This window comes from Clostridium sp. TJA038, from assembly GCF_058310255.1.
Map to the genome: position 1 here is coordinate 14,556 of NZ_JBZEFA010000002.1, position 20,951 is coordinate 35,506.

The following is a 20,951-nucleotide window of genomic DNA, read 5'->3' on the forward strand; positions in this document are numbered from 1 at the left end:
ATATTATTCAATAATATCCTTAGCTAAAACTTGAGAATCCTTTTCTATATTGTTAACCCATTCATCTAAAGTTAATTCCTTATTCATTATGCTACCTATAGGTCCATATATACTATCACCAGTAAAATTTAGTTTTGAATTTGTAGGTTTAAAGGATAAAGTTATAGGCTTAGCTCCATCTTCAACTATCTTGTATGTTTCATATCCTGAAGCATTTAAATAATCCTTAGCCATTTCTAATGCACCCTTAACTGGAACAACAGCATTAGCTATTTCAGCATTTTTTTGCACCATCTTATCAGTATATTGGAATGCTAGAAAATCCTTAGCTAAATCTATTTGATCTGAATTTGAAGGTATATACATTTGCTCTAACATAGTAGTTACATATCTATCATCACCTTTTTCAAATGGTGGTGGTGCCATAAAACCAAATTCAAAGCCCTCTGGTATAGCATCTTTCATTTCTTCTTCTAACCAACTACCACAAGGTAAAAATACAGAATTTCCATTTAAAAACTCAACTTGCGCTTGAGTAAGCGTCATACCTACAGTACCATTTAAAAGCATATCTTCATCTGCAATTCTTTGGAATATATTTAATGCATTTTTGACTTTTGGATTAGTCCAAGCACCTTCTTTATAATTAAATATATCATTTAATGCTTCTTCTCCTGCAGAATTCACTAAAGCTGGAAATAATAATGCTTCATTATATCCAGGAACCTGTCCTTGATAAGTATAAAGAGCAATTCCTTCTTCCTTAGCTTTTTTACCAAGTTCAAAGAATTCATCCCAAGTTTCTGGAACTTCCCAACCCTTTTCTCTAAAAAGTGCTTTATTATACCACATACCTGTAACGTTATAGTAAAGAGGAGCTAAAAACACCTTTCCATCTCCATATGGTGCAGTTAGTGGAGTATCTAAAAATCCTGGTAATATTTTATCTTTTAACTTTTGTCCTGGATTATCTGGGTCTTCTCTCTCAAAAACATCAGTTAAATCAACTAAAGACTTACTTTTTATTAAAGCATTTCCAACACCTGAATTATCGTTAGTACTTAAATATATAAAATCAGGTGCATTATCTGATGATAATCTCGGTCTTATAATTTCACCTATTTTAGGATTTGCTTCCATTTTAATTTCCACATCTGGATTTTCAGCTTCAAAGGCTTCTATACAAGCTTCCCAATAATCTTTTCCAAATCCGCCCTCAAAAATAGCTATTTCTAAAACTCTCTTTTCTCCTGAACCTTCTGAACTTTCAGTTGATGGCTTGGCTTCCTCAACAGGCTTTTCTTCATTATTTCCACAGCCTATAAATGCAGAAGAAGCTATAATTGTAGCACATGCTAAGGTTAAAACTTTAACTAACTTTCTCTTCATAAATCTTTACCTCCATACCCCTAACTTGTAAACATTTTCCATATAGCTATATAATACTTCTTTATAAAGATTTTTAAAATACAACTTTTTTACCTAAACATGTACTTTTTTTACTTATATATTTTTTTAATACTATTTTTTTATACTTTCTTTTTTATATTTTGAAGGACTTACTCCATAAAACTTTTTAAATACCCTATTAAAATAAAACTGATCTGTCATTCCAACCCTAATTGCAACTTCTTTTACTAAAAGGTCTGAATTTTTTAAAAGTTCCTTAGCCTTTTTCATCTTAAGCTCATTTATAAAATACATTAAGTTTTTACCTGTTTCATTTTTAAAAACTCTACTTAAATAACTTTCATTTAGATTAACAGCCTTAGATACCATTACTAAGGTAATTCTTTTATGAATATTTTTCTCAACAAAATTTATAATTTCATTTACTTCCTTTTTATAAAGTATTTCCTTATTCTTTATATATCTATTATTAATATACTCTATTAAATTAGATGAATTTTTTATTAAATCCTCTAAAGAATTACTTTTTAAAAGTTTATATTTTAACTCTTTGCCCTCTTTATCTTCTTCATTTACATATTCATTATTTTCAATCAGTTCACACATAAAACTAACATCTTTTATTAAATTTTTTGGATTAACCTTTAAAATACCACATCTTCTTGAAAATTCTTCTATTAAAGCTTTATTTGCATCTATATATCCTAAATCTATATTTTCCAAAATAATATCATTTACCTCTTTTTTAAGCTTTATTGAATCTCCAAAACCTACAAAATCCTCTAAAGAACATATATAACTATTTTTTTCATAAAACTTTAAGCTTATTATTTCTTGAACCTTTTTATATTTATGCTTAAAATCTTGTAAGTTTTCTATAGAATTAATAATAATAAAACTACAATTAATATTTAAATAAAGAGCAATTAACCTTTTTATGTGAAAAATCTTTTCCTCTAAGTCTTTTAAATTCATTTTACATAAAAATATATATTTATGATTATTTATAGGAATAAAATACATATTTACTCTTACAAATTCCTCTTTAATTATGTTTTCTATAGTTGTTGTTAATTTATTTTTATCTTTTATTTTTTCTTCATATATATTCTTATAATTATCAATATATATACAAGCTCCAACAATAGAATCAAAGTTTTCATTTAAAATATGTTTTTTAGATAATTCATAATAAAAATCCTCATAGGATATTTCATCTCTTAAAAATTCTCTAACAATAGCCATCTCTGCTATTTTTTTAGTTTTATAATACTGTTTTCTAAGTTTTAAATTTTCTATTTTTTCTATATCTACTTTTTCTAAGTTTTCTTTAAACTTGTCAACAATTTCTTCTAACTCTCTAGGTTTTAAGGTTACTTTTATTAAGTAATCATCAGCGCCCTTTTTCATAGCTTCTCTAACTAATTCATACTCACCATGATTGCTAAGAACAAGTATTTTTCCTTTAAAATTATTTTCTTTTAACCTTTCTATTAATTCTATACCATTTAATCCCTTCATCTTTAAATCAGTTATAACAAGATCAGCTCCTAGATTTTCAATACTTTTAAGTGCTTCTAATCCATCTTTAGCTAAAGAAATAATTTTAAATCCATGGCTTTCCCAATCTATTATATTTTGCATAGCTATTCTCACTATTTTTTCATCATCAACAATAATAACCTTAAACATTAAATCCACCCCCTCATATTCTTTTAGGAATAACTATATAAACTATTGTTCCTTTATTAATTTCACTTTTAATATTAGCGCCATAATCTGCTCCAAAGGTTAATTTTATTCTTTCATCAACATTATTAAATCCTATTCCTGAAAGTTTATTACTTTTATTATCACTTTCATAATCAAAACCCTTTCCATTATCTATAACAGTAATTAAAATATTTTCTTCTAATGAAACTATTTTAATAATAATTTCTTGATTGTTTTTCTCATCATCAATACCATGAATTATAGAATTTTCTATTATAGGCTGTAAAAGAAATTTTATAATTTTATTTTCTAATAGATTATCTTCTATTTCATACTTAACATCAAAAGAATCCCCATATCTTATTTTTTGTATAATTATATAATTCTTTATATTTTCAATTTCTTTTCTAATACTTATAAGTTCATTTTTATCTATTATTGTATTTCTTAATAACTCAGCTAAAGAACTAAGCCCTTCACTTACTGTATAATCTTGATTCATAATAGCTGTCCACTTTAAAGAATTTAAAGTATTAAAAAGAAAATGAGGATTTATTTGTGCTTGTAACATTCTAATTTCTAAATCTCTTTTTTCTACTTCTTGAAGCTTTGATTTTTCTATCAAATCATTTATTTTAATTAACATAGAATCAAAATTATCTGATATAATTCCTATTTCATCATTGTAATTATCATTTACTAAAGCCTTTAAATCTCCATTACATACAATTTTCATCCTATCTAGTAACTTATATAAAGGAACCTTTATACTTGCATATAATAAATAAGAAAATATTAGTATTACTAAAAGAAAAATTAATCCTATTAAACTCATTTCTTTTCTCAAACTACTAATATCTGAATTTATAAAGTCATAAGGAATCATAGAAATTATAGTCCAATTAAACCCTTTAAGCTTTTTATATATAGCTATATATTCTTTATCACCTAAAATTACACTATTTATTATTCCTTCATTATTTTCTATTTCAAAATTAAGACTTTCCTTTATAAATTTTTCATCTATCAAAGTATTTTCTGAAATTATTAAATTATAATTATCATCTAAAATAAAGATTTCTTCTCCTTCATCTAAATTAAAAAGAGAAAAAGATGATGAAAAAACTTCATCTTTTAAAGCTATAAAAATGTATCCAACTAAAGAATCCTCATTTCGAATTGGAGTTACTGTGCATATATGCTTTTTATTATTTAAAAAAGTATAAAACCAACTTATTCCCTTCTTAGCATATTCTGAATATCTTTTAACATCATCAATTTTAAAATATTTAAATCCTTGCATATAAGCTATATCGAAATCCTTAGAAACTATTTCTATTTCTGCTATATCAGCTAAAAGAGATAAATTATTTAATAAATAATTTTCAATATAAATATAAAAATTTTCTTTTTCTTTTGAACCTAAAAACTTATAATTTATTAGAGTATTTATTATATTTTCTTCCATAGCCATTTCAATAGAAGCTTGTTCAATATTTTTTTTACTTTTGTAAATATCTTCAGTCATAATAGATAACATTGTCTTAGAATAATCAATAGCATTACTTTTTAAAGCCTTTGTTGACTTAGCATATAAAATTATTCCTAATATACTACTACATAGTATTATCCCTATTGAAATAGATGCTATAAGTCTATTTTTAATTGAAATATTTCTTAAGAAATTAGGGAATTTTTCTAAAAACCTATTTATAGATTTTTTTATTTTTCTCACCTCTTAAAAATTTCTTTAAGTCTTTTTAATATTTTATCATATTTGTAATTTATTGTAATTATTCGAAATTCCATATTTTTTTAAATTAAAAGACCCTTAGCAAAATATTTTGCTAAGAGTCCTATAAATAAGGGAATTAAAGAAAAAGCTTATTTATTTTATACTTATCCATCTTATTTCCATAGGAGCTAAAATCAAAGTTTCTTTTTTAACTCCATAAATATATAAATCTGTAGTTCTTTCCTCTTGAGTATTATTTATTATAGCAATTTTCCCTACCTCTAAAAAGGCTGCACATTCAGTATCAATATTACTTACATAAAAATCTTTCATTTTATTTTCCTTACTAGAAACCCAATAAAGTGCTCTTAGTAAAATTCTACAATTCTCTGGTGTATATGGAAATCCTGCAAAATAAACACTTCTACCTTTTCCATAAGTATTTATAGCACAAGTAACATCTCCTCTAAAATTATTTTTTCTACAATGATTATTACCAAAATCCATTCTTAGAACTTGATAATTCTTTCCTTTACCATATACTCCTTTCATTCCTTCTCCAAAATCAATATCTTTTTCTCCAATTTCTTCTGTTATAAAATGATATGGATTTAAAATATTATATTTCCTAGTACTTAAACTAAATCCAACCTCTTTATCCACTCCTAAAACATCAGCTAATTGGAAAAAATTATTTTCATAGTGTATTGCACTAGGTTCTCCAACCCCTATAAAACCGCCTCCATTATGAACCCACTTTCTAATAATAGAAAGTAACTTAGGATTTTTCCAATATTCTCCTCCACTCCAAGCCGTATATGCATCTCCAGCATTTATAATAACTCCAATATCCTCTGAAATTCCATTTTCTAATATATCATCAAAACTAATAAACTCAACATCTACAGGCATACCACTTAAACATTCAACTATTCCAGCATAAGAATATATCTCCTTATACCATAGTGCATGTGCTACTTGTTGAGTTTGCCAACTTCTCAATTTTCCCCAAGAATTTAAAACTGCTACTTTAAAAGGAGCAACATAAGCCTTTGTTCCCTTTATTATTTCATGGATTTCTCTAAATTCATTACATATTTTTTCAACCTGTGAAACAAACTCTGGAAACTTAGTAGCTAAACTTAAATAACCCCCATATCCAATTCTATCTAAGGGACTTCTTAAAATAGCTCTCCTTGCTTGTATCCAATTTTCTCTAGCCTCTAAAACTGGATTTCCCTTTTCATTAAATACATCTGGAAAAAAATAAGGTAAAAATCTACCTTCAGTATATTTTACTCCTTTAATATCAGATATCATCCTCATTGTTGTTCCATTTCCAACTGAACCAACTACTGCATCTAAACCTATACTTTCAAAATAATCTCCATAAGGTTCTGTTCCTATCCAATTATCCCCTAAAAACATCATGGCTTCTTTTCCATTTTCATGGCATAAATCAACTAATTCCTTAGCCATTTTTGAGACTTTCTTACATTGAAAATCTACAAAATCTTTATACTCCTTAGTAGGAACTCTAAAGGTTGAATTATAATATCCAGCATCAACTATATGTTCTGGTCTTAACTTATATCCTTTTTCCTCCTCAAATTCTTCTAATGCTAAAGGACTTACTGATGAACTATATCCAAACCAATCAACAAATTTTTCTTTAGCAACTTCATTAAAACATAAGGTGAAATGGTAAAAAAATGTAGTAAACCTAACAACATCAATATTAGGATTTTCATCAATCCATTTTTTCAATGCTTTTTTAACATGTTTTTTACTTTTTTCTTGTCTACAATCATAAGGCATTTCATGAGGTTTATCTCCCCACTTATTAGTTATATGATTATACATTTGAGTTGGGTCCCAAATCATATAAACTAAAAAATTTACTGTATATTGATGATAAGGTATAGCCTCTTCTATAGTTAATATTTCACTTTCCTTATTAAAGATCCATTTTGAATTTGCTAAAACCTTTCCATTAGTTCTATCTATAACTTCCCACCATTTTTTTTCATCATGAAGCTTATCTATTTCAAATTGTTCCTTATAATATCCACTTAAAATATCTATTTTAACTCTTTCAGATAAGGCAGTAACAGGTTCTGACATTAAATAAAGTTGTTGTAATTCATCTCTATTATCTTTAGCCCATTCTTGATCACTTCTAACAGTTAAGTATGTAGAATATAACTTAACTCCTAAATCGACAATATCTTTAGACAATTTAGTCCCATCACAATCTCTAATAGCATCTGCGCCCCACTTATCTATTATATTTTTTATTTCTTCTTTCATATTAGAATCTGTTGGTATTGTAACTCTACCCTTTAAAGTCATAATAAAATTTCCTCCATTAAAAATAAATATAATTACCCCTAATTTATAAAATAATATTATCACTTACTAATATTATATTAAATGTAATTTATTTACTTTATAATCGAAAATTTTGATATTTTTATAAAAAAACCATACTCCCTAAAAGAAGTATGGTTTTTAAAAATTTTTATAGATTTAATAACTTAGCTGTAACATCTTCTAAAGAATTAAGTTCTTCATCTAATTTTTTTATTTCATCTGTAGCACTTGGTGTAAGATTTAAAAGAATTAATCCTGAGGTTGAGCAGGTATTTTCAGTAGCTTCATGCAATCCTATTCTAGTATGTATTATACATCCATATTTAGTTAATATCTCTTGAACCTTAGGTGCTACTACTGTTCTAGGTGATATTTTAATAGCCATAATAGTATACATTGTAAATCCTCCCTAAAAATATAATATTATAAAATATATTTTAACATATATTAGCACTTTATTCTTAAACAATATATAGTTATTATTTACAAAAAATAATAACTATATTCATAATAATAAAAATAACCTTTAATATAAATTTATTATATAATTAATTATGTAAATAATAATTTTTAAAGAGGTGTCTTTATGAATAATTTTTTCGAACATAAAATAGAAACATTAAACTCTCAAAGTATGCTTAAAATAACATCTTATATAATAGATGATATAAAAAAAAGCAATATCCTAAATGGAATAGTATTAGTTTACTGTCCTCATACTACTGCTGGTATAACAATAAATGAAAATGCAGACCCTGATGTTGTCAAAGATTTAATTTATGGTTTTGAAAGAGTATATCCAACTAGAGACCATGAATATAGTCATTTTGAAGGAAACTCCCATGCCCATCTTAAAAGTTCCACAATAGGAGCTTCTAAAAGTTTAATAATTAACAAGGGAAGTTTAATATTAGGTAAATGGCAGGATATATATTTTTGTGATTTTGATGGTCCTAGAAATAGAACTTTTTATGTAAAAATTATAGAAGGCTAAAAGAAATAAAATTTTTAAAGTTAAGAAAGTAATGAAAATTTACTACTTTCTTAACTTTAAAAATAAAATAAATTTTTAAAAATTTTTTATTTTATTTATAATTCCTTGTTTAATTGTATCTATTGGAAACAAACTTCCTGGGCACAAAGTATCAACAACATCTCTATGCATAATCACATCTTTTATTGGATATTTTAAACTTAAATATGCTCCTAAATTTATTAAGGATTTTTTTTGTTTCTCCTTTAATCCGTCCTTTTCAAAATTTCCTTCTACACAAATTCCTAAGGTATTATAATTAGCTCCCTTTGCATGAGCCCCTATAACATTTTCTTCTCTTCCTTTATAAATTGTACCATCTTCTTTTATATAAAAATGATATCCTATGCCACTCCATCCTTTTTCTAGATGTATTTTATGAATTTCCTCTGGACTCTTTGATACTTCTGTTGCAGAATGATGAATTACTATCTTCTTAGGATTATTTCCCTTTTTAAGACCAATTCCCCAAGTATAATTTGCCTCTTTTATGTTTAAATTCTCTTTAATATTTTCTATTTGTCTACTTGAAATATTTTTATTATAAATTCCTCTATAGCTTTCTTCTTTTATAAAACTAGACATAATAAAGTAAATTATTAATAAAATAAAAATTAAAATTCCTAATAAACAAATTAATCTTCTTAAAAAAAATTTTTTTCTATTTCTAAAATTATTATTTTCTATTTTTTTTCTCTCCAAATACTCACCCCTCAGACAAACTTCATAAATAAACCTTATATGTAAATAATATACAATTATCTTCTTAATATCTATATAGTAATATATTTTTTTAATATAAATTTCTTAATTCCTTTAAAAAATTTTATAGAAAGCTTTTTTCAAAAATTTATAATTAAATTCTTAATATCCTAATATTATGTATAGATAAGTTTTTTAAAGGAGGTATATATATTGAAGAAATCCTATAGAGATATGGCAATAATAAGAAAAAGACTTTCTTTTGTCCTTGCTTTTATAATAATTCTATGTATTCTTTTAAGCATTAGACTATCTTATATAATGATAATAAAAGGTCCTGAATATTCTAATCTAGCTGTAGAACAATGGACAAATGAAGTTAAAATATCTGCAAGAAGAGGGAAAATATTAGATAGAGATTTAAAAGAACTTGCTATTAGTTCAAATCTTTATAGAATAGATTTAAACTTAAATGCAATTAGAGCTTATACAAAAAAAACTGGAAAAACTAATGAGGATTTATCCTTAGAAATATCTAAAATTCTTGATATAGAAAAAGAAAAAGTTTTAAAAAAACTAGAATTCAAACTTCCTTCTGGAGCCCCTGCTGGTAGTGCTATATTAGTTAGAAGAATTGAAAAAGAAAAAGCTGATAAAATTAAGGATTTGAATATTCCCGGAGTTATGGTCTCTCCAGATACTCAAAGATATTACCCTAAAAATAATTTTCTATCTCATGTTCTTGGTACTACTAATTCAGATGGTGTAGGCTTAAATGGTATTGAACTAAAATACGATAAAGTTTTATCAGGAACTCCAGGATTAAAGATAACTGAAATGGTTAAAGATGGTGCAGAATATCCTTACACAATATCTAAATTTACAACTCCTGTAGATGGTAAAGATGTAGTCTTAACAATTGATGAAAAACTTCAATATTTCGCAGAACAAATTGCTGATATAGGCTTAAAGAATCATAATGCTGATGCTTCCTCTGTAATAATAATGAATCCAAATAATGGCGAAATCTTAGCAATGGCAAATAAACCTGATTTTAATCCAAATAAACCTTATGATGGTGCAGAAAACTTTACTGGAAATACTTCCTCAGATAGAATACAAAAAATGTGGAGAAATAGGGCTGTATCAGACTCCTTTGAACCAGGTTCAATTTTTAAGATAATAACTGCTTCTGCTGCAGTTGAGGAGGGATTAGCTGGAAAAGATGAAACTTACACTTGTAATGGTGGACTTCAAAAGGGAGATAGATTTATTAAGTGTTGGAAAAGGGGAGGACATGGAACTCAAAATTTTGAAGAAATAATACAAAACTCTTGTAATGTTGGCTTTATGAATCTTGGAGAAAAGTTAGGTGCTGAAAAATTAAATGAATATATAAAAAAATTTGGTCTTGGCAAAAAATCTGGTGTTGATTTACCAGGAGAAGCTCCTGGAATAATCAAAAAAACTGAGAATATAACAGAAATGGATTTAGCAACTATATCATTTGGACAAACTAATACTGTTAACCCAATTCAATTTATGACTGCTGTAAATGCTGTTGCAAATGGCGGAACCTTAATTCAACCTCATCTAGTTAAAGAAATAAGTCATATAGATAAAAATAATAATAGAATTATAGATGAAAAATTTAATGCAAATAAAAAGGAAAATTTAATAAGTAAAGAAACTTCTAAATATATAAGGTCAGTTTTAGAAAATGCTGTTAAAAATGGCTCTGCTAAAGGTGCTTATAAAGAAGGCTTTGGTGTAGCTGGGAAAACTGGTACTGCCCAAAAGGTTAATCCAGAAACTGGTGGATATGGCGGTGGATATGTTGCCTCCTTTGTAGGTTTTGCTCCTTATGATAATCCACAAATCTCTGTTATGGTAGCTGTTGATAACCCTAAAAATGGTGAATACTATGGTGGAAGAGTTGCTGCTCCTTTAGCTGGAATGTTATTTGAAAATATATTTAATTATATAGACTTAAGTGAATTTAATTTAGAAGAAAATCTTAATAAAAAAGAGAATACTATAATACCAGAGATTAGAGGCTTACCCTTAGAAGACTCTGTAAATATGTTAAAAACACTAGGTATTGACTACGAAATTGAAGGAGATGGAAATTTTGTAGTCGAAAGTACACCAAGTCCTGGATATAAAATATCTAAAGATTCAAAAATAACTTTAATAACTGGAAATAGCTCAAACTTAAATACTGATGTTATTGTTCCTGATTTTAAAAATATTGATAAATCCTCTGCTGAAAAATTATTAAATCAAATAGGACTTTTAGGAGAATTTGTTGGAGAAGGTCCTAATGTAATTAATCAAAGTATTACTAAGGATGAAGTTGTTCCTGGTAATTCTAAAATCACTTTAACTTTAGGATATTAAAAATTTAACAATATAAAAGGTATACATTCCTTATTTAATTAAATAATAATAATATAAATATACTTAATTAAAAAAATTGCTTAATTTTATTAAAATTATTTAATTTCATTTATTTGACATTAATATAAAAAAGTTTTATAAATATTTTGTAAGAATTATTAATTTTTTAAAGTTGTTTAATACTAAAGTGGCTTTCCTAAATTAGCCTTTACTACATCAAAACTTTTTCCGTTGCTATTTTAGGTATTAAACATTAAGAGAAAGCATCTTTAAAAAAGATGCTTTCTCTCTTTTAATAAAACCTTTTATCTCCTTGCAAAATCTACAAATTTAAATTTATCTGGTCTATGTCTAGATTCTGTATATTGAAAAAGCTTTCTTCCTTCTAAATAAGTATAACTTTTTACAACAACAACCATATCATAACCTCTTAAATCTAAAAGGTCCTTATCCTCTTCTGTAGATTTTTGTACTGTTATTTCTTTTTCAGCATAAGCTATTTTAAGTCCTAACTCTCCTTCTATATAACTATATAAAGAATCTTCACAAATTTCTTCTGTAAGTCTTGGAACAAACTTTGAATTTATATAATCCTTATCTAAAATTATATTTTCTCCATCTATATTCCTAACTCTAACTATATTCCATATATATTTATTAGGAGAAATTTCTAACTTTTTCATAATACGGTCATTAGGACTTTTTAGGCTTAATTCTTTTAATATAGTTTTACATTCTTTCCCTAAACTATTTTCAATTTCTTTAAAACTTTTTATCCCAGAAACAGGGAAATTAAATTTATTAATATCAAGGACAAAGGAACCTTTTCCTTTAGATTTCTCTATATATCCATTTCTTTCTAATAAATTTAAAGATTTTCTTACAGTATCTCTCGAAACTTTATACTCCTCCATAAGTTGTGCTTCTGAAGGCAACTTCTTATTAGTTTCAAAAATTCCATTATCTATTTTTTCAACAATATTATTATATATTTTTAAATACTTACTAGACATTTATATAACTCTCCTAAACATAAATTCTTAAAATATTTCACTTTAAAGTTTTATAAAACAAAAATACTATTAATAAATATAGCTATTAATAGTCAAGTATATTTTAACATAATAATAAGTTTTAATGGTAATTGAAAAAATAAAGAAGTTACATTTAAAATATTTATGCAACTTCTTTAAAATATTAATAAAAAGCTATATTATTTTAATTTAATTTATAAACTATAGATTCATAAGGTCTTAAATTTAGATTAAATAAATCTAAACTACTATCATCATAATTAGATATTAAAATACTTTTATTATAATTTTCTAAGTTTTTAACCTCCCTTGATAAATCTACTAAATAATTTTCCCCATAAAAATTATTTATAATGATTAATTTCTCCCCCTTATAATTTCTCTCATATGCATATATTTTAGAATCATTTTTAAATAAAATATTGTAATCACCATAAGCTATTATATCTTCATTTTTTCTTAATTCTACAAGTTTTTTATAATGATAAAAGATAGAATTTTTATCTTCTAAAGCTTTTTTAACATTTATATCTTTATAATTTTTAGAAATACTTATCCAAGAAGTTCCTTTAGTAAATCCAGCATTTTCTTCATCATTCCATTGAATAGGAGTTCTTGAATTATCTCTTGATTTACTTTTTAAAATTTTCATTATCTCCTCTTCTTTAATTCCTTCTTCCTTTAAAATATTAAAATAATTTATAGATTCTACATCTTTGTAATCTTCTATATCCTCAAAGTTTGGATTTGTCATTCCAATTTCCTCACCTTGATATATATAAGGAGTTCCACACATCATATGTATTGATGTGCCTAACATCTTTGAAGACTCAGTAAAATATTTATCTACATCTCCAAATCTAGAATTAACTCTTGGTTGGTCATGATTACACCAAAAAAGTGCATTCCATCCTTCTCCCTCAATCATCCCTCTTTGCCATTTTTCAAATAAATCTTTTAATTTAATAAAATCAAAATCCATTAAAGACCATTTTTGACCATCCTTATAATCAACCTTTAAATGATGAAAATTAAATACCATGGAAAGTTCTTTTTCTTTAGGATTAGAATACTTTATACAATTTTCTATGCTTGTTGAGGACATTTCTCCAACAGTTACTATCTCTACATCCTTTCCAAAAGTTCTTTCATTAAGCTCCTTTAAATACTTATGTATTTTATGACCATCAGTATAAAATCTTCTTCCATCTCCTTCATAATCATCTTCAAAATTCTCAGGCTTAGAAATAAGATTTATAACATCTAACCTAAATCCCTTAACCCCCTTGTCAATCCAAAAATTCACCACTTTATATATTTCTTCTCTAAGCTCTTTATTTTCCCAATTTAAATCAGCTTGAGAAACATCAAATAAATGTAAATAATACTCACCTAATTCTTCAACATATTCCCAAGCACTACCTCCAAATTTTGAAATCCAATTTGTTGGTGCTTTTCCTTTTTTACCTTCTTTAAAAATATAATAATTTTTATATCTCTCATCACCCTCTAAAGCTTTCTTAAACCATTTATGCTCTGTTGAAGTATGATTAAATACCATATCAAGCATAATATCTATCCCTCTTTTTTTTGCTTCCTTAACAAGAGTTTCAAAATCTTCCATTGTTCCATAATTTGAATCAATTTTATAATAATCTTCTATATCATAACCATTATCCTTTTGAGGTGATACATAAAATGGTGTCATCCAAATATAATCAACTCCTAAGGTCTTAATATAGTCTAACTTTTCAATTATTCCTTTCAAATCTCCAATACCATCTCCATTTGAATCATTAAATGATTTTGGATATATCTGATAAACAACACTCTTTTTAAAATCTTTCATAATTAACACCTCGCGAAACTTATATAAATTTTTGAACTTTAATACTTCTTTATAAACCTTACAAAAATTCAAAAAATATAATAAAATGAAATTTACATATTATAAGTAAAAGGTGGAGTATTTCTCCACCTTACTATCTATTTTGATGCCATTTTAGCTAACTTTGTCTTTGAGAATACTATAGTTAATATAAATGGTACGATTATTGCAATTCCCATAGCAACTAAGTACATTAACATACTAGATGATTGCATTGATAAAATTGCTGGTAAGCCACCAACTCCTACTGAGTTTGCCATACATCCCATAGCCATTGAAAACATTCCTGCTACTCCTGAACCAATCATTGCAGCTATAAATGGATATAAATATTTTAAGTTAACTCCAAACATTGCAGGTTCAGTTACACCTAGATATCCTGAAATACATGCAGGTATTGATATTTGTTTTTCTTCTTCATTTTTTCTATTTACATATATCATAGCTAAAACAGCTGATGCTTGAGCTATATTAGATAATGCTATTATAGGCCATATAAATGTTCCACCAATATCACCTATAAGTTGTAAATCAACTGGTAATAAAGTATGATGTAATCCAGTTATAACTAAAGGTGCATAAATCATTCCAAAGATACCTGCAAATAACCATCCAAAAGATGAAGTTAATCCAGCTACTATTATTCCTGATACAATGCTACCTATTTTCCAACCTATTGGTCCTAAAACTGTATGAGCTAATAATACTGTTGGTATTACTGAGAAAAATGGTACTATTATCATTTGTATAGGGCCTGGTGTAATCTTCTTAAAGAATCTTTCTAAATATACAAAGGTAAATCCTACTAATATTGCAGGTAAAACTTGTGCTTGATATCCTATCATAGGAACTTGTGCAAATCCAAAGTCCCAAACTGGAGCTACAGCACCACTACCAGCATTATATGCATTTAATAATTGAGGAGATACTAGTGTTATACCAATTACTATACCTAACATTTGGTCGGCACCCATTTTCTTTGCTATTGACCAAACAACACCTACTGGTAAGAAGTGGAATATAGCTTCTCCTATTAACCATAAGAAACTATGAGTTCCAGCCCAAAATTGTGATATTTCAACTAAAGATTTAGTTCCATCTTCAAATAATTTCATATCACCTATTACATTACGGAAGCCTAATATAAGACCTCCAACTATAATAGCAGGTATTAAAGGAGCAAATATTTCAGCTAATCCAGCTACAGCCCTCTGAACTATATTCATATTTTTCTTAGCAGCCTTTTTAACCTCTTCTTTACTTTCTCCAGATACTCCTGTTTCTCCAATAAAATCTTTATAAAAAGTTGCAACTTCAGGTCCAATTATAACTTGAAACTGTCCAGCTTGAGTAAATGTTCCTTTTACACAAGGAATAGACTTTATTTTTTCAACATCAGCTTTACTTGTATCATTTAAAACAAATCTCATCCTTGTAGCACAGTGAGTAACTGCAGCTACATTTTCTTTTCCGCCTATGTACTTTGTTAGTAACTTTGCATCATTTTCAAACTTACTCATCTTCTTCCCTCCACAACTTGTACGTATATCTTATGGGTTTATACTAACATATACGTATATGTTGTGTCAACCTTTTCATTAATCCTTTTCAAAATTTTATTTTTATATGTAAAAAATAAAAAACACTATTTTAAAAATAGTGTTTAAATTTATTTCTCTTTTGCTCTATTTATTATTTTTCTTATGTCCTTACTACTTTTCTTCTTATTGCTTTTACTTTTACTAAATTCATTACATATATTGAATATTAACAAAGTATTCCCCCTTACTTTTAAAATATGACTTAATGTAAAACATTTAAATTATAGCCATATTTTCAAATTATATATCAAATATTATTTTCTTAATTATAAATTTTAATATTAATTTCTCTTTTTCTTAGAGTTAACAATTAAAGTAAAACATTATAAATTAAAAAACAAAAACTAAACATTTTTTAAAGCTTAAATATTTGATATATATTTTTATTTTTTTATTGGATTTATTAAGAATATTTAGATATATTTTTATACTATTTTTAGTTAAAAGATTTGATATTAATTGCCTATTGAAATGAAAAATTTTTAGAAGAAAATTTCTTAACTTATTTTATTGTTAGTTTTTTTATCTTCTATAGATTCTAAATTTAAAAATATTACCATACTTTATGAATACAAAAATTTATTCTTAGTTTATAAAATTCAATAACCTACTTTTATATATTGAATATTAAGTATAACATATAAAAAATATAAAAGCAAAATTCCTAACAATATTTAATCTTATATTATTGACAAAGTAAAAGTGAAAGAGTATATTTTAATAAAAATTCTCATTAGAGAATAAATTTTATAAGGAGGAAAACTGTAATTTCTTTATATTTAAAAGAAGTTCAGCCTGTTAATTTTATGATAAATAAAACTGTTAAAATAAATGGTATGAGTTGCGCCTCATGTGCCTCTAGAATTGAAAAAGTTTTAGGCAAATTACAAGGAGTATCTAAAGCTAATGTTAATTTAGCAACAGAAAAACTTAGCATAGAATTTGATGAAAATAAAATATCATTTAATGAAATAGAAGAAAAAATAAATAAACTAGGTTTCTCAGTAATTAGAGATTTAAAAGAAACCTCATTAAATATTTATGGAATGAGTTGTGCTTCCTGTGCTTCTAGAATTGAAAAAGTTTTAGGCAAATTACAAGGAGTATCTAAAGCTAATGTTAATTTAGCTAATGAAAGTCTTAAAATAGAATATGATAAAGACGAGATTTCATTAGAAGAAATTAAAGCAAAAATAAAAAAATTAGGTTTTGATGTAAAGGAAAATAGTAAATTAATATCCTCTATTGAAGAAAAAGATAATGACAAATTAAAAGAAAATAAAAAAATGAAAACTAGACTTATAGGTTCATTAATATTTGCTATTCCTTTACTTATAATATCTATGGGACATATGCTTGGCCTTCACTTACCATCTATAATAAACCCTACAGAAAACCCCTTAAATTTCGCACTTATACAGCTAATTCTTACAACACTTATAATTTTTATATGTAAAGACTTTTTCATACATGGCTTTAAAAACTTATTTATGAGAAGTCCTAATATGGATTCCTTAATAGCAATTGGCTCTAGTGCTGCATATATTTATAGTTTATTTGCTGTATATAAAATTTATTTAGGAAACTCTTCCTATGCTATGCAGTTATATTTTGAATCTGCTGGAACAATACTTACCTTAATAAGCTTAGGTAAATATTTAGAAACTCTAACTAAAGGAAAAACTTCTGAAGCAATAAAAAAACTTATGAATTTAGCACCTAAAACAGCTACAATAATTGTAAATGAAAAAGAATGTGTTATACCTATTGAAGATGTTAAAGTATCTGACTTAATACTTGTTAAACCTGGTGAAAAACTACCTGTTGATGGAAAAATTATAGAAGGCTATACCTCTATTGATGAAAGTATGCTAACTGGAGAAAGTATTCCTGTTGAAAAAAATATAGGAGATAATGTCTTTGGTGCTAGTATAAACAAAAATGGAAGAATAATTTATAAAGCCACAAAGGTAGGAAAAGATACTGTAATTTCACAAATAATAAAATTAGTTGAAGATGCTCAAAGCTCAAAAGCTCCAATTGCTAAATTAGCTGATACTATTTCTGGATATTTTGTTCCTATTGTAATAATTTTAGCAATACTATCAAGCTTAGCTTGGTATTTTTCTGGAGAAAGCAAGACATTTGCCCTTACAATATTTATTTCAGTTCTTGTAATAGCTTGTCCATGTGCTTTAGGCTTAGCAACCCCAACAGCTATTATGGTAGGCACAGGTAAAGGTGCTGAAAATGGAATACTTATCAAAAGTGGAGATGCTTTAGAAAGCACTCAAAATTTAAATACCATTGTATTTGATAAAACTGGTACAATAACTTCAGGAAAACCAAAAGTTACAGATATAATTTGTGAAAATATAGAAGAAAATAAATTTATATCCTTAGTAGCCTCTGCTGAAAAATCTTCAGAACATCCTCTTGGAGAAGCTATTGTTAAATATGCTGAAGAAAATAATATAGAATTAATGTCTGTTAAAAACTTTGAAGCAATTCCTGGCAAAGGCATAAAATGTAATATAGAAAATAATTCAATTTTATTAGGTAATCAAAAACTAATGGAAGATAAAAATATAAATTTAAAAACTTTATTAAAGAAAGCCAAATCTTTATCTTCAGAGGGAAAGACACCTATGTTTATAGCTATTAATAATGAACTATCTGGTATAATAGCCGTTGCAGATATAGTTAAGGACACAAGTAAAAAAGCTATAGAAACCTTAAAAAACATGGGACTTGAAGTAGTTATGCTAACTGGTGATAATAAAAATACTGCAAAAGCTATTGCAAAAGAGGTTGGCATAGATAGAGTTATTTCTGAAGTTCTTCCTCAAGAAAAGGCTGAAAAGATTAAACTTCTTCAAAAAGAAGGTAAAAAAGTTTGTATGGTTGGGGACGGAATAAATGATGCTCCCTCTTTAGCTACCTCTGATATTGGAATGGCTATAGGTTCTGGTACTGACATAGCTATTGAATCAGCTGATATAGTATTAATGAATGGAGATATACTAAATGTTGTCTGTGCTATTCAACTAAGCAAAGCTACAATGAAAAACATAAAAGAAAATCTATTTTGGGCCTTTGGATATAATACCTTAGGTATTCCAATTGCTATGGGTATTCTTCATATATTTGGTGGGCCACTTCTTAACCCAATGATAGGTGCTTTTGCCATGAGTCTTAGCTCTATTTCAGTATTATTAAATGCTTTAAGACTAAAAAATTTCAAAACAAAATATAGATAAAACTTAAATATATTTTAAAATAAAAAACTGTATCAAAATTAAAATTTGATACAGTTTTTTATTATATTTTTTAATATTTAAATATTAAATTAAATTATTTATTATTAACAATTAAAAGCATTTCTCTTAATATTTTACAAGCTACAGCAGTAGATGCTCCAGTTTGGTCATACTGTGGTGATAATTCATTAATATCAAATCCAACTATATTTAGCCCTCTAAGCTTTAAAATTGAATTTAAAAGTTCATTAAACTGAATTCCTCCTGGTTCTGGTGTCCCTGTTCCTGGGAAAACAGAAGGGTCTAAAACATCTAAATCAATTGTTACATAAAGAGGTTTGTCCTTAACTTTTTCAATTGCATAATCTAAATTACTACAATTGAATTTATTTGTATAAACATGTTCCTTTGCCCATAAAAATTCTTCTTTTTCTCCAGAACGTATTCCAAATTGAAATATCTTGTTATCTCCAACTAAATCCCAAACTCTGTGCATAACTGTAGCATGAGATAATACTTGTCCTAAGTAATCTTCTCTTAAATCTGCATGAGCATCAAAATGAATTACATGAACATCAGGATATTTTTTAAAAACTCCTCTAAAAGCACCTAAGGTTACTAAATGCTCTCCTCCAATCATAGCTGGTATTTTACCATCTTCAACAATTCTAGTTGAATAATCTTCTATTAAAGCTAATGCTCCTTCTGAATTTCCAAAGGGTAATTCTATTTCTCCTCCATCAAAAATATTAAAATCATAAAGATCTAAATCTTGATAAGGACTATAACTTTCTAGTCCCCAGGATTCCCCTCTCATCACTTGACTTGCAAACCTTGTTCCTGGTCTAAAAGAAGTTGTTGAATCAAAGGGTGCTCCAAAAACAACTATACTTGATTCATCATATTCAGATTCACAACCAATAAATGTGCTTATATTTCTATTCATCAACATTTTCTAACATCTCCTTAACATAGTTAGGTAATGCAAAACATCCTTTGTGTAATTCAGTATTATAATATTTAGTTTTCAAACCTAAATCATTCCATTTTTCTACATCAACTTTTAAAGGATCATATTTCTTTGATGCAAAACCAAATAGCCAATGCCCTGATGGATAAGTAGGAATATGTGCTTGGTAAACTCTGCAAACTTTAAAGCACTCTTTTATTCTTTTATGAGCCCTCTTCATTCCTCTTGCATAAGCTTCATAATATGGACTTTCATGTTGATTTACAAGTATTCCATCTTCTTTTAAGGCCTTAAAACAATTACCATAAAATTCTCTTGTAAATAAGCCTTCTCCTGGCCCAAAAGGATCTGTTGAGTCTACTATTATTAAATCATATTTATTTTCAACTGAACGTACAAATTTTAATCCATCTTCAAAAAATAAAGTTACTCTAGGATCATCAAGCTTACTAGCTGTTTGAGGTAAATATTTTCTGCAAACATCCACAACTAATTTATCAATTTCAACCATATCTATCTTTTCTATAGTTTCATATCTTGTAAGTTCCCTTACTGTTCCACCATCTCCAGCACCTATAACAAGCACATTTTTAATATTAGGATTTGTAGCCATTGGAATATGAACTATCATATCATGATAAATAAACTCATCCTTTTCTGTTACCATCATAAGTCCATCTAAAGTAAAGAATGTACCAAATTCTTCAGATTTAAAAACATCTATTCTTTGAAAATCACTTTTCCCACTATAAAGTTGTTCATCTACCTTTATTGAAAAACGAACCTTATCTGTATGCTCTTCTGTATACCATAATTCCATAATTAAAATCCT

At 26.6% G+C, this 20,951-nt stretch carries 14 protein-coding genes; 3 read left to right on the forward strand and 11 right to left on the reverse strand.

Annotation, left to right across the window (positions count from 1 at the left end):
* Positions 1-3 precede the first annotated feature (3 nt).
* The 5 genes from AC4FQV_RS06020 to AC4FQV_RS06040 all read right to left on the reverse strand — a co-directional run bounded on the left by AC4FQV_RS06020 (position 4) and on the right by AC4FQV_RS06040 (position 7,628).
* Entirely contained in the window at positions 4-1,389 is a 1,386-nt protein-coding gene (locus tag AC4FQV_RS06020) for a carbohydrate ABC transporter substrate-binding protein (RefSeq protein WP_491139548.1), read from the reverse strand.
* A 132-nt stretch (positions 1,390-1,521) separates the two neighbouring features.
* Complete coding sequence (locus tag AC4FQV_RS06025; RefSeq protein WP_491139549.1) at positions 1,522-3,102, reverse strand: response regulator transcription factor; 1,581 nt, start codon at positions 3,100-3,102, stop codon at positions 1,522-1,524.
* A gap of 13 nt (positions 3,103-3,115) precedes the next feature.
* Positions 3,116-4,858, reverse strand: a complete 1,743-nt coding sequence (locus AC4FQV_RS06030; protein ID WP_491139550.1) for a sensor histidine kinase — start codon at positions 4,856-4,858, stop codon at positions 3,116-3,118.
* Positions 4,859-5,011: 153 nt separating this feature from the next.
* A complete protein-coding gene (gene gnpA / locus AC4FQV_RS06035; RefSeq protein WP_491165183.1) occupies positions 5,012-7,213 on the reverse strand; it encodes a 1,3-beta-galactosyl-N-acetylhexosamine phosphorylase in 2,202 nt (733 codons plus the stop codon).
* 166 nt (positions 7,214-7,379) lie between these two features.
* A complete protein-coding gene (locus AC4FQV_RS06040; RefSeq protein WP_491165024.1) occupies positions 7,380-7,628 on the reverse strand; it encodes a CPF_0552 family protein in 249 nt (82 codons plus the stop codon).
* Positions 7,629-7,817: 189 nt separating this feature from the next.
* Between AC4FQV_RS06040 and AC4FQV_RS06045 the strand changes: the two genes are divergently transcribed.
* Positions 7,818-8,225: a secondary thiamine-phosphate synthase enzyme YjbQ gene (locus tag AC4FQV_RS06045; protein ID WP_491139552.1), complete on the forward strand. Its 408-nt coding sequence runs from the start codon at positions 7,818-7,820 to the stop codon at positions 8,223-8,225.
* 75 nt (positions 8,226-8,300) lie between these two features.
* On the opposite strand, the gene AC4FQV_RS06050 is transcribed toward AC4FQV_RS06045, so the two are convergent.
* Positions 8,301-8,966, reverse strand: a complete 666-nt coding sequence (locus AC4FQV_RS06050) for a peptidoglycan recognition protein family protein (protein ID WP_491139553.1) — start codon at positions 8,964-8,966, stop codon at positions 8,301-8,303.
* Between the two features lie 213 nt (positions 8,967-9,179).
* Between AC4FQV_RS06050 and AC4FQV_RS06055 the strand changes: the two genes are divergently transcribed.
* Positions 9,180-11,366: a stage V sporulation protein D gene (locus AC4FQV_RS06055; RefSeq protein ID WP_491139554.1), complete on the forward strand. Its 2,187-nt coding sequence runs from the start codon at positions 9,180-9,182 to the stop codon at positions 11,364-11,366.
* Between the two features lie 305 nt (positions 11,367-11,671).
* On the opposite strand, the gene treR is transcribed toward AC4FQV_RS06055, so the two are convergent.
* From treR to treP, 3 genes are all read right to left on the reverse strand, one after another.
* Complete coding sequence (gene treR, locus AC4FQV_RS06060) at positions 11,672-12,379, reverse strand: trehalose operon repressor (protein WP_491165028.1); 708 nt, start codon at positions 12,377-12,379, stop codon at positions 11,672-11,674.
* A 205-nt stretch (positions 12,380-12,584) separates the two neighbouring features.
* Positions 12,585-14,249, reverse strand: a complete 1,665-nt coding sequence (gene treC, locus AC4FQV_RS06065) for an alpha,alpha-phosphotrehalase (RefSeq protein WP_491165030.1) — start codon at positions 14,247-14,249, stop codon at positions 12,585-12,587.
* Between the two features lie 137 nt (positions 14,250-14,386).
* The gene (treP, locus tag AC4FQV_RS06070) at positions 14,387-15,808 is read right to left on the reverse strand and encodes a PTS system trehalose-specific EIIBC component (RefSeq protein WP_491139557.1); all 1,422 of its coding nucleotides are present in this window, start codon (positions 15,806-15,808) and stop codon (positions 14,387-14,389) included.
* A gap of 887 nt (positions 15,809-16,695) precedes the next feature.
* Between treP and AC4FQV_RS06075 the strand changes: the two genes are divergently transcribed.
* Entirely contained in the window at positions 16,696-19,149 is a 2,454-nt protein-coding gene (locus AC4FQV_RS06075) for a heavy metal translocating P-type ATPase (RefSeq protein ID WP_491165032.1), read from the forward strand.
* Between the two features lie 94 nt (positions 19,150-19,243).
* Here the strand turns inward: AC4FQV_RS06075 and speB are convergent, their stop codons facing one another.
* Together speB and speE are read right to left on the reverse strand one after the other, a co-directional pair.
* Positions 19,244-20,101: an agmatinase gene (speB, locus tag AC4FQV_RS06080; protein ID WP_491165035.1), complete on the reverse strand. Its 858-nt coding sequence runs from the start codon at positions 20,099-20,101 to the stop codon at positions 19,244-19,246.
* Positions 20,088-20,939, reverse strand: coding sequence for a polyamine aminopropyltransferase (gene speE, locus AC4FQV_RS06085; protein ID WP_491139560.1), 852 nt, complete (start codon positions 20,937-20,939; stop codon positions 20,088-20,090). Before speE ends, speB begins: the two co-directional genes overlap by 14 nt.
* Positions 20,940-20,951: the final 12 nt, after the last annotated feature.

Bases quoted from the DNA above. Each gene is read 5' to 3' on its own strand.
- AC4FQV_RS06025 (WP_491139549.1), bottom strand. From the start codon at position 3,102: ATGTTTAAGGTTATTATTGTTGATGATGAAAAAATAGTGAGAATAGCT.
- treR (WP_491165028.1), bottom strand. From the start codon at position 12,379: ATGTCTAGTAAGTATTTAAAAATATATAATAATATTGTTGAAAAAATA.
- AC4FQV_RS06020 (WP_491139548.1), bottom strand. From the start codon at position 1,389: ATGAAGAGAAAGTTAGTTAAAGTTTTAACCTTAGCATGTGCTACAATT.
- AC4FQV_RS06040 (WP_491165024.1), bottom strand. From the start codon at position 7,628: ATGTATACTATTATGGCTATTAAAATATCACCTAGAACAGTAGTAGCA.
- speE (WP_491139560.1), bottom strand. From the start codon at position 20,939: ATGGAATTATGGTATACAGAAGAGCATACAGATAAGGTTCGTTTTTCA.
- AC4FQV_RS06075 (WP_491165032.1), top strand. From the start codon at position 16,696: ATGATAAATAAAACTGTTAAAATAAATGGTATGAGTTGCGCCTCATGT.
- treC (WP_491165030.1), bottom strand. From the start codon at position 14,249: ATGAAAGATTTTAAAAAGAGTGTTGTTTATCAGATATATCCAAAATCA.
- AC4FQV_RS06045 (WP_491139552.1), top strand. From the start codon at position 7,818: ATGAATAATTTTTTCGAACATAAAATAGAAACATTAAACTCTCAAAGT.
- speB (WP_491165035.1), bottom strand. From the start codon at position 20,101: ATGTTGATGAATAGAAATATAAGCACATTTATTGGTTGTGAATCTGAA.
- treP (WP_491139557.1), bottom strand. From the start codon at position 15,808: ATGAGTAAGTTTGAAAATGATGCAAAGTTACTAACAAAGTACATAGGC.